Origin of the sequence: Salinimicrobium profundisediminis (genome assembly GCF_026241755.1) — a bacterium.
GTDB lineage: Bacteria > Bacteroidota > Bacteroidia > Flavobacteriales > Flavobacteriaceae > Salinimicrobium > Salinimicrobium profundisediminis.
This window is the reverse complement of sequence record NZ_JAPJDA010000034.1, coordinates 21,867-31,251: the sequence shown is the minus strand read 5'-3', so window position 1 is coordinate 31,251 and position 9,385 is coordinate 21,867. Positions and strand designations below refer to the sequence as shown.

The 9,385-nt window shown below is 41.6% G+C and carries 9 protein-coding genes; all 9 read right to left on the bottom strand.

Annotated elements, in window-relative coordinates:
• Nucleotides 1-122: 122 nt before the first annotated feature.
• Nucleotides 123-1,403: an argininosuccinate lyase gene (gene argH, locus OQ279_RS16360; RefSeq protein ID WP_266071126.1), complete on the bottom strand. Its 1,281-nt coding sequence runs from the start codon at nucleotides 1,401-1,403 to the stop codon at nucleotides 123-125.
• Nucleotides 1,404-1,461: 58 nt separating this feature from the next.
• On the bottom strand, nucleotides 1,462-2,532 hold the full coding sequence (locus tag OQ279_RS16355) for a M20 family metallo-hydrolase (protein ID WP_266071125.1): 1,071 nt from the start codon (nucleotides 2,530-2,532) through the stop codon (nucleotides 1,462-1,464).
• A complete protein-coding gene (argB, locus tag OQ279_RS16350; RefSeq protein ID WP_266071124.1) occupies nucleotides 2,529-3,308 on the bottom strand; it encodes an acetylglutamate kinase in 780 nt (259 codons plus the stop codon). The genes OQ279_RS16355 and argB overlap by 4 nt, the downstream gene beginning before the upstream one ends.
• Before the next feature lie 79 nt (nucleotides 3,309-3,387).
• Complete coding sequence (locus OQ279_RS16345; protein WP_266071123.1) at nucleotides 3,388-4,341, bottom strand: N-acetylornithine carbamoyltransferase; 954 nt, start codon at nucleotides 4,339-4,341, stop codon at nucleotides 3,388-3,390.
• Nucleotides 4,342-4,424: 83 nt separating this feature from the next.
• Nucleotides 4,425-5,558: an aspartate aminotransferase family protein gene (locus OQ279_RS16340; protein ID WP_266071122.1), complete on the bottom strand. Its 1,134-nt coding sequence runs from the start codon at nucleotides 5,556-5,558 to the stop codon at nucleotides 4,425-4,427.
• Nucleotides 5,559-5,563: 5 nt separating this feature from the next.
• On the bottom strand, nucleotides 5,564-6,352 hold the full coding sequence (gene proC / locus OQ279_RS16335; RefSeq protein WP_266071121.1) for a pyrroline-5-carboxylate reductase: 789 nt from the start codon (nucleotides 6,350-6,352) through the stop codon (nucleotides 5,564-5,566).
• 55 nt (nucleotides 6,353-6,407) lie between these two features.
• Nucleotides 6,408-7,373 (bottom strand): N-acetyl-gamma-glutamyl-phosphate reductase, encoded by a 966-nt coding sequence (gene argC / locus OQ279_RS16330; protein ID WP_266071120.1) that lies wholly within the window; start codon nucleotides 7,371-7,373, stop codon nucleotides 6,408-6,410.
• On the bottom strand, nucleotides 7,370-8,557 hold the full coding sequence (locus OQ279_RS16325) for an argininosuccinate synthase (RefSeq protein ID WP_266071119.1): 1,188 nt from the start codon (nucleotides 8,555-8,557) through the stop codon (nucleotides 7,370-7,372). The genes argC and OQ279_RS16325 overlap by 4 nt, the downstream gene beginning before the upstream one ends.
• Nucleotides 8,554-9,201, bottom strand: coding sequence for a GNAT family N-acetyltransferase (locus OQ279_RS16320; RefSeq protein WP_266071118.1), 648 nt, complete (start codon nucleotides 9,199-9,201; stop codon nucleotides 8,554-8,556). Before OQ279_RS16320 ends, OQ279_RS16325 begins: the two co-directional genes overlap by 4 nt.
• Between the last annotated feature and the right edge of the window lie 184 nt (nucleotides 9,202-9,385).

Genomic DNA, 9,385 nt, shown 5'->3' with positions numbered 1-9,385 from the left:
TTGAGCTCACGCTCAAAGATTACTATTTTTTTCACGCGAGGCAAGCCTCGGGGTATTTACCCTCCAAGAATAAAAAATGCCGTTAAAAAACGGCATTTTTGAGAGGTAAGAATAATGGAAAGTTAATCTACAGATCTTTGCTTTTTCCTTATTTCGTCAAGAGAAAGATTGTCTTTACTTCCGCTGTGGGAATGATGTTTGTTGCCCACAGGTTCATAAGTGCCTTGTTGAACCTGTTCGCCAATGATCTGGTAGGCTTCCCTGAAGGATTTTCCTTCCATCACAAGATCGTTAATGCTGTCTACGGTAAAAAGGTATTTATATTTTTCATCCTGCAGGTTTACCTCCTTCACAATAATCTGCGAAATGGAATGTGTAAAAACATCGAGGATCTCTTTCAAACCTTCTACAGAATATATACTGTTCTCTTTGATCACCTGAAAATCCCTGTGATAACCGCTCGGCAGATTGTTGGTCACCAGTACCATTTCCCCGGCTATAGATTGGAGTTTGTTGCTTTTACCCCTTACAAGTTCAAAGACGTCGGGGTTCTTTTTATGAGGCATAATACTGGAACCGGTAGTAAGTGCCTCCGGAAAGCTGATAAAGGAGAAATTCTGGCTCATATAAAGACAGATATCCATAGAGAAACGGGAGAGCGTATTGGCCACCGAAGCTATTGCCGAAGTTACTGCCCTTTCACTTTTCCCCCTGCTCATTTGAGCTGCCACCACGTTGTATTTTAAGGTGGAAAAACCGAGCTCCTTTGTGGTAAATTCCCGGTCTATAGGAAATGAGGAGCCATAGCCTGCGGCAGAACCTAAGGGGTTTTGATCTACTATTTTTAGCGCGGCCTTAAGTTGGTAGAGGTCGTCTATTAGTATCTCTGCATATGCCGAAAACCACAACCCAAAAGAGGAAGGCATGGCTACCTGTAAATGAGTGTAACCCGGCAAAAGGCTGTTTTGATGCTCTTCAGCAAGTTTAAGAAGTACTTCTATCAAATCATTGACCCGACTGATGATCTCCTGAAGGTTTTCCCTGAAATAAAGATGCAGTGCCACCAAAACCTGATCATTCCGTGAACGGGCGGTATGGATTTTCTTTCCGGTGTCTCCCAGTTTTTTGGTGAGCTCAAACTCTATTTTGGAGTGCACATCCTCAAAATCTTCTTCAATCACAAAAGTTCCGTTCTTTACCTGTTGCTGAAGGCGCTGAAGTTCCTCAACTAATTGAATCACCTCTTCTTCTCCAATTAGGCCAACTTTCCCCAGCATTTTAGCATGTGCCGCCGAAGCCTGCAGATCATGCGCGGCAAGGAACATATCCAGTTGCCTGTCATTACCCACAGTAAAATTCTCGATCTTTTTGTCTATTGATATTCCTTTATCCCAGAGTTTCATATTTCCGATTTAATAGACCTCACAGGTTTCAAAAACCTGTGAGGTCTTAAATTTATTTTTATACCAATGCCTTTTCCAGCAATTTTATATACTTCTCAATACCTTCTTCTATTTCCTTCACAAAGATAAACTCATCTGCCGAATGTGACCTGGTAGAGTCTCCGGGACCTAATTTTAAAGAAGGGCAGCTAAGCATAGCCTGATCACTAAGGGTAGGTGATCCATAAGTTTTCATTCCTAAAGAAATACCTGCCTCTATTAATGGATGCTCCAGAGGAATGGAAGAAGAATTAAGTCTTAAAGAACGTGGCTTGATCTCATCAACAGGGGCTTGTTCTGCCAAAATAGCTGCAATTTCGGCATTGCTGTACTGGTCGTTAACTCTCACATCTACCACCAGTTCAACCTGTGCCGGCACTACATTGTGCTGGCTTCCTGCTTTAATTTGAGTAACTGTAAGCTTCACTTCTCCTAGAGCTTCTGAAACTTTTTCAAATTTACAGGCTTCAAACCACTGCAAGGCTTTTGCCGATTTATAAATGGCATTATCATCATTGGGATGTGCAGCATGTGAAGGTGTTCCTTTTACTAAAACATCAAATACTACCAGGCCTTTTTCGGCTATTGCCAAATCCATCAGCGTGGGTTCTCCTACAATGGCAACATCTACTTTTGGCAGCAAAGGCAAAAGGCACGCAATACCATCCTTTCCATTGATCTCCTCTTCAGCTGTTCCGGCAAAAATCAGGTTATGTGACAAACCTTCAGCTTTGTAAAAATAGGTAAAAGTGGCCAGCAGGGATACTAAACATCCACCTGCATCATTGCTTCCAAGACCGAACAATTTCCCTTCAGAAATTTCAGCATTAAAAGGATCCTTCGTGTAAGCCAAATTAGGTTTAACAGTATCGTGATGGGAATTAAGCAGCAAAGTGGGTTTTGTATCTTCAAAGTTCTTATTCACTGCCCAAACGTTGTTCAGGTGGCGCTGAAAAGGAATCTCATGATCGTTGAACCACTGCTCAAGCAATGCGGCTGTACCTTCTTCTTCTCCTGAAAAAGACTGGGTGGAAATCAATTTTTTGAGAAGTTCCAGGGCTTCGGTCTGCAATTTAGATAAGTGTGTCATTTTATGATTTTTGTACAGGAATTTCCCATTTTAAGAACATCAGCATTTCCAAGAAATATTTTATTCACTCCATGATCCAAAGCTTCAAAACAATTGTGAAGCTTCGGAAGCATTCCTTCACTTATCACTTTTTCTTCAAGAAGCTGCTGATATTTTTTATGATCAATTTCAGGAATAACCGAATTTTCATCTTGCGGATTGGCCAAAACGCCCTTCTTCTCAAAACAAAAATACAATTGGGTGTTATAAATACTGCTCATTGCCTTTGCAATTTCAGCAGCAACAGAGTCCCCGTTGGTATTTAAAAGTTGTCCCTCACGAGTAGCTGAAATAGCCGAAAAAACAGGAACGCAGCCCTGCTCCAGCAAAGAATTTATAAACCTGGTATTCACCGTTTCTATATCTCCTACAAAACCGTAATCAATTTCTTTAACTGCACGCTTTTTAGAAACAATACTATTGCCATCTGCCCCGCAAAGACCCACGGCGTTAGCCTGGAGCGCCTGTAATTTAGCAACAATGGTTTTATTTATGAGTCCGCCGTAGGTCATCACGATCACTTTAAGCGAATTGGCATCTGTAATTCGGCGGCCGTCGATCATCTTTGTGGGGAATCCTAATTTTGTAGCGATTTCGGTTGCCATATTTCCACCTCCGTGAATGAGGATCTTCAGACCATTAAGAGCAGAAAAATCATTGAGGAAAGACGAAAGCCGCTCCTCGTTTTCAATTAGCTTTCCTCCTATTTTTACAATAGTAAGATCTTGTTTTCTCATGTTGACATTTTACAGGCTTTTTTAAACCAAGCCAGATTTATTGAACTATTCCCTTCAGCTGTGCCTTATGCTGTTTATCTTATTCTATCTCCAGGTTTTCGAGCAACCTCTTCAGCACCACCTGGGCGGCGTAGGTCCTGTTCCCGGCTTGTTGAATTACTACGGAATTAGGACTGTCCAGTACGGCATCATCAATAACCACATTTCGCCTTACGGGCAGGCAATGCATCACTTTTGCATCGTTTGTAAGCTGTACTTTTTGTTCACTAAAGGTCCAGGAACTGTCTTCAGATAAGATCTTTCCGTAGTTCTCATAGCTGCTCCAGTTCTTTACGTAAACAAAATCGGCATCTTTAAGTGCCTCATCTTGATTGTGAAACACCTTTGTATCTTTTTTGACCTGAGGGTTCAAATCGTAACCCGGAGGATTTGCAATTACAAATTCAACATCCATACGCTGCATCACCTCAACGAACGAGTTGGGGACACTTTGAGGCAGGGCCCGTGGGTGCGGTGCCCATGTAAGGACAACCTTTGGCTTTTTTGTCTTTTGCAGCTCTGTAATGGTCATGGCATCGGTTAGGGCCTGAAGCGGATGCCCTGTAGCACTTTCAAGATTTACCACCGGCACAGTAGCATATTTTTTAAAGCTTTTCATCACCAGGTCTTCTTCATCTTTTGCTTTATCTTCAAGGCCGGGAAATGCCCGCACCGCAATAATATCACAATATTGTGAGAGCACGGCAGCCGCTTCCTTGATATGTTCTGCTTTGTTGGAATTCATAATTGCTCCATCTTCAAACTCCAAAGCCCAGCCATCTTTATCGGCATTCATCACCATCACCTCCATCCCGAGGAGCTTTGCAGCTTTTTCGGTACTAAGGCGCGTGCGAAGGCTCGGGTTAAAAAACAACATTCCAAGAGTTTTTCCCTTTCCCACGTTTGCTACCGTATTATTGTTCTTAAGCTGAAGCCCTTCTGCTATAGCCAAATCTAAATTTTCTATATCTGATAAACTGATATAATTCTTCATTTTTAAAATATGTTTATTGAGACCTCACAGCCCCGATAGTTATCGGGATAAAATCTGTGAGGCCTTATTTAATCTGCTAGATATTATTGATTTTTAAGTTCTGACTTCAACGCCGAAAAGAACTGCTCAAAATGCCCTTTTTGGATACTTAGAGGTGGTAGTATTCGCAATAACTTTTTATTGGAAGCTGCTCCTGTAAAAATCTGATGTTCAAACAGGAGATCTTTCCGAAGGCTGGCCACTTCAAAGTCAAATTCCAGCCCCAACATCAAGCCTCTTCCTTTCACTTGCTTTATCTGCGGAATTTCAGCAGCCTTTTCTTTGACAAACTGAAAAATTTCGGCTGCATTTTGCATCAGGTTCTCATTTTCTATCACGTCAAGAACGGCAATACCCGCTGCACAGGCCAGGTGATTACCGCCAAAGGTGGTTCCCAATAAGCCGTGTTTTGCTTCAAATTTTGAAGAAATAAGGATCCCCCCAATTGGAAATCCGTTGCCCATTCCTTTCGCTACTGAAATAATATCGGGTGAAATTTGATGTTTTTGGAAGGCAAAGAAATCTCCGGTCCTGCCATAACCCGATTGCACTTCATCGGCAAGGAGAACAGCATTGTATTTTGAACATAGATTGGCCGTAGCCTGATAAAATTCGGTAGATGCTTCATCAAGACCTCCCACTCCCTGGATAATTTCAACAATGACCCCGGCAACATCCCCTTTTGAAAGTTCTTTTTCCAGACCTGACACATCTTCAAAAGCAAGGCAGGTAACTTCATGAGCCTTGTTAAAAGGAGCTTTTATACTCTCATTATCGGTCACTGCCACAGCACCCGAAGTTCTTCCGTGGAAAGCATTTTTAAAATAGATCACCCTGCTTTTCCCGGTGTGAAATGAAGCAAGTTTAAGTGCATTTTCGTTAGCCTCGGCACCCGAATTACAAAGAAAAAGTTTATAATTTTCAAGTCCCGAAACCTGCAAAAGTTTTTCGGCAAGTTCATCCTGTAACGGATTTTTTATGGAATTGGAGTAAAATCCGAGTTTTTGAACCTGCTCCTGTACGGCTTTAACATAAGAAGGATGCGAATGGCCTATCGAAATTACGGCATGACCGCCATACAAATCGAGATACTTTTTGCCTTCGTCATCATAGACATGACAGCCTTCTCCCTTTACAGGAGTAATATTATATAGTGGATAAACGTCAAATAAATTCATGGGGGCTAATTAGAAATATTATTGATTTTTTTGAATGAAGCCTGCATTCCCCGTATTAGCGAAGAACTGAGGCCGTGGTGTTCCATTTCGTTAAGACCTTCAATGGTACAACCCATAGGTGTGGTTACTTTGTCTATTTCTTCTTCGGGATGTTTACCCGATTCTATCAATAAACTCGCTGCACCAAGACAGGTCTGCATTGATAGTTGCTGAGCCTCTTTAGCGTCAAAACCTAACTGAACTGCACTTTGAGTAGTGGCTCTTATTAATCGCATCCAAAAAGCTATTCCGCTGGCACATAATACTGTTGCGGCCTGCATTTTGTTTTCGGGAATTACCATTGTTGTTCCCATTTTATCGAAAATAGCCTCGGCTACCTGAAGCTGTTTTTGTCCTTTCTCATTACTGCAAAGACATGTCATTGATTTCTTTACGGCAATGGCAGTGTTAGGCATTGCCCGAATAATGATGTGATCTCCCACCAAATCTTCGATCCTGCTTATACTCACTCCCGTAATGGTCGAAATAATCACATGTCTCTCGTGCAAGTCATTTTTAATTTCCTCCAGTACGGTTTCAATCTGTTTGGGTTGCACTGCCAGAATGAGAATATCAGAATTTTGAACAGCTTCGCGGTTACTTTTTGTTACCACCACGTTCTCATATTCAGAATATTCCTGTATAGCTTCTGTTTTTCTTTTAGTGAGATAAAGTGTGTTGTAAGCATTGCTCACAAGGAGTCCTTTGGCGATTGAGAGCCCCAGGTTTCCCGCTCCAAGAATTGCGATTTTCATATCAGGTAGGTTTAGAGATCTCACAGGTTTTAAAAACCTGTGAGATCTTATTTAGTTAGAAATAATTCGCTTTCAATTTCAGCCCCGTGCTTTCTTCAAGACCAAACATAAGGTTCATATTTTGAACCGCCTGCCCACTGGCACCTTTTAGCAAGTTGTCAAGAACAGTGGTGATCAATATCTTATCATCAAACTTTTGCACTCTTACCAGGCATTTATTGGTATTAACTACCTGTTTAAGATGCAGTTCTTCTTCTACCACGTGTGTAAAAGCCGCATTTGCATAGAACATCTTATATATCCCAACAGCGTCTTCCAGTTCCCCCTCAAAAGAGGTATATGTTGTACAGTGAATACCGCGGGAGAAATTGCCCCGGTTGGGAATAAAATTGATCTTGTGATCAAAATTTTCCTGTAGCTGCAGCACACTCTGCCCAATTTCTGAAAGATGTTGATGTTCAAAAGCCTTGTAAGAAGAAAAGTTATTATCTCTCCAGGCGAAATGTGTAAAGCCCGAAAAAGAGGTTCCGGCGCCGGTTGCGCCTGTGACAGCATTTACGTGAACGTCTTCTTTCAATAATCCTGCATATGCAAGAGGTAAAAGTGCCAGGTTGATTGCCGTTGCAAAACAACCGGGATTTGCAATGAATTCTGCACTTTCAATCTTTCTCCTGTTTAATTCAGGCAGGCCGTAAATAAATGAATGTGAAGGTTCTGTTTTCCTGAAATCGGTACTTAGATCAATGATTTTGGTACTTTTTGAGAACTCTGTCTCTTCCAGGAACTTTTTAGAGTTTCCATGCCCAAGGCAGAGAAAAACCACATCTACATTAGTGTTTACTTTACTGCTGAAAGTAATTTCGGTTTCCCCAACAAGGTCCTGGTGAATGGCATATACAGGTTTTCCTGCACTTGAGGTGCTGTAAATAAAATCCAGCGCTACCTGCGGATGGTTTACCAGGATCCGGGTCAATTCCCCGGCCGTATATCCGGCTCCCCCAATTATTCCTGCTTTGATCATGATTTCTGTTTTACCTGGTTATAGATCTTTCCTGAATTACTAAGGATCTTAATAAAACCTTTGGCATCCTGTGCTGTCCAGGCATTGTTTTCTTCTCCGTATTTTCCGAAGCCGCTGTTCATAAGATCAAAAGGAGAAGAGATCCCTTCCAGAACAAATCTATATGGGTGCAGGCTAATATATACTTCCCCTGTTACCTGTTGCTGGGAGTTCTGTAAAAAAGCTTCAAAATCGCGCATCACAGGATCCAGGTATTGGCCCTCGTGAAGGTGCATTCCGTACCAACTTGCAACATTTTCTTTATGTTGTAACTGCCATTTACTCAGGGTGTGTTTTTCCAAAAGGTGGTGTGCCTTAATGGTTATTAAAGCCGCAGCTGCTTCAAAACCTACCCTTCCTTTAATACCAATAATCGTGTCTCCTACGTGGATATCACGGCCAATAGCATATGCTGAAGCCAGTTCTTCCAGTTTTTCTATATTCTTCTCGGGAAAATTTTCTTCTCCGTTCACGGCTGTAAGTTCCCCTTTTTCAAAGGTAAGTGTTACCCGTGAAGCTTCCTTTTCCTGAAGTTGGGAAGGGAAAGCCGCCCCTGGCAAAGGTTTCTCTGATGTCAGGGTCTCAGCACCACCAACGCTGGTTCCCCACAAACCTTTATTGATAGAGTATTTTGCTTTTTCCCAGTTCATATCTACCCCCTGAGATTGCAGGTAATCGATCTCTTCCTGCCGGGTTAATTTCTTATCGCGGATTGGTGTAATAATTTCAATTTCGGGAGCAAGGATCTGGAAGATCATATCAAACCTCACCTGATCATTTCCTGCGCCTGTACTACCGTGGGCAATATAACCTGCTCCTATTTTCCTGGCGTGGTTTACAATTTCAATAGCCTGAATAATACGTTCTGCACTTACAGAAAGTGGATAAGTATTGTTCTTTAGTACGTTTCCAAAAATGAGATATTTTACTACCTTTTGGTAAAAGGAAGAAACCGCATCAAGGTTGGTATAGGTAGTGGCACCAATGGCTTTGGCTGTGTTACCAATGCGTTCAATCTCTTCCTGACTAAATCCTCCTGTATTCACGCTCACTGCATGTACTTCAAAGTTTTCTTCTTTTGATAAATATTTCGCGCAATAAGAGGTATCTAATCCTCCACTATAAGCAATTACTACTTTTTTCATTTTGTTTTATTTTCAATATTTTCAACCACTTTTTCTTTTTTGTAAAAAAGGGTTTGTTTGATACTTTTTAATCGGGTGAACGCCTTGTCGTTCAGTCTTGATTTTTCTTTAGATTTCTCCTTTTTAACAGGGTCATACAACATCCCTGTGCAAAGACACATCTTTCTTTCGGTACGGGTAAGAATATCGTAATTTTTGCAGGTTTGACAGCCTTTCCAGAAACTCTCATCATCTGTGAGTTCACTAAAGGTCACAGGCTGGTAGCCCAATTCGTAATTGATCTTCATAACGGCAAGTCCTGTGGTGATCCCAAAGATCTTGGCTTGAGGATATTTTTTACGGGAGAGCTCAAAAATGGCTTTTTTGATATCCTTTGCCAGGCCTCGATTCCTGAAATCGGGATGAACTATAAGTCCTGAATTGGCTACAAACTTCTCGTGACTCCACACTTCGATATAACAAAAACCGGCGAATCTATCGCCCTCCAGGGCAATTACGGCGTTTCCGTTCTGCATCTTGGTAAGAATATACTCGGGTGTACGGCGGGCTATACCTGTGCCGCGAATTTTGGCAGATTCTTCAATAGTATCACAAATTACCTGTGCATACTTTTCATGAGAAGCATTAGCAATGACAATTTTCATATGCTAAAGAATTAAAGGTTAAAAAATCAAGAAAGGGTTTTCGGGGAAAGAACCGGACTCACCTGGGTTCCATAATAATTAAGCGCGCACAAACGTGCGGCGGAAACTACGGCGGCGCCTGAAAGAATTCTCAGGAGAAAGCCTAAAAAGTAAATGGGAAATGTATTGTGGAAAAATGTGATTC